The organism is Thermosulfurimonas dismutans, from assembly GCF_001652585.1.
Taxonomy (GTDB): domain Bacteria; phylum Desulfobacterota; class Thermodesulfobacteria; order Thermodesulfobacteriales; family Thermodesulfobacteriaceae; genus Thermosulfurimonas; species Thermosulfurimonas dismutans.
The window spans coordinates 1-504 of record NZ_LWLG01000061.1 but is presented as its reverse complement, the minus strand read 5'-3'; the positions used below and the strand labels follow the sequence as shown (position 1 = coordinate 504).

Here is a 504-nt window from a genome sequence, read left to right as displayed (position 1 = left end):
CCTCCGCAGTAACTGCAAAACCCATCAGGCACTTTGACACCCTTGGGGGTAAGGTTCCGAAACATCTCACCCAAGGAGGCATTCTTCCCCCCTACCAAAGGTACGTCCTTGATTCCGATCTCATCAAACCATAATATTAATGGTGCGTCCGACATCAGGGCCCCTCCTTACTGCATATTTTGCGGTGAGGAAACCATAACAAAAGGTGCAATTTTCTGTCAAGTTCCTGCCTTGCAGGGCTCAAATTCTGGAGTAAAAGAGGGAGCATGAGCAAGAAAGGCTTGATCGTAGTGGAATCGCCTACCAAGGTGCGGACCATCAAAAAGGTGGTGGGCCGAGATTACGAGGTCTGCGCCTCGGTGGGGCATGTGAAGGATCTTCCCAAAAACCGGCTCGGAGTGAAGATCGAAAACGGCTTTAAACCCGAATACGAGATCATAAGGGGCAAAAAGAAGGTCCTTACGGAGATCAAGAAGCTCGCCCGGCAAGCCGAAACCATTTACC

General features: G+C 50.4%; 2 protein-coding genes. One reads left to right on the top strand and one right to left on the bottom strand.

Annotated features, from left to right (window positions below):
* Positions 1 to 155: PEP/pyruvate-binding domain-containing protein (locus tag TDIS_RS11645; RefSeq protein ID WP_153303851.1), on the bottom strand; the 155-nt coding region annotated here is incomplete at its 3' end.
* A gap of 111 nt (positions 156 to 266) precedes the next feature.
* Between TDIS_RS11645 and TDIS_RS10755 the strand changes: the two genes are divergently transcribed.
* Positions 267 to 504, top strand: a 238-nt coding sequence (locus tag TDIS_RS10755) for a toprim domain-containing protein (protein WP_244147520.1), incomplete at its 3' end; no start/stop codon positions are given.